The following is a 298-nucleotide window of genomic DNA, read 5'->3' as shown; positions in this document are numbered from 1 at the left end:
CAGCAGGTTCGTCTGCTCCGCGATGGAGGTGATCAGCTTGACCACGTCGCCGATCTCGCGGGACGAGGCCGACAGGCGCTCCAGGATCGCGGAGGCCTCCGAGGCGGAGGTCACCGCGGCGGAGGCCACCTCGGAGGCCTGCGCCGTGGAGGAGGCGATCTCGCGGATCGCCGCGGTCATCTCCTCACCGGCGGCGGCCACGGTGCCGATCGAGGCGGAGATCTCCTCGGCGGCTGCGGAGACGACCTGCGACTGCGAACCGGACTGCGTGGCACCGCTGGACAGCTGGGTCGCCACG

Annotated in this window: 1 pseudogene; it reads right to left on the bottom strand. The window is 71.8% G+C overall.

Annotated features, from left to right (window positions below):
• A pseudogene (locus MN205_RS00005) lies at window positions 1-298 on the bottom strand (methyl-accepting chemotaxis protein); the annotation flags it as partial.

It is taken from the genome of Kineococcus sp. TRM81007, from assembly GCF_022669155.1.
Classification (GTDB): domain Bacteria; phylum Actinomycetota; class Actinomycetes; order Actinomycetales; family Kineococcaceae; genus Kineococcus.
Note: the sequence above shows the minus strand (reverse complement) of the source record. Positions and strands in the feature narration are given on the sequence as shown.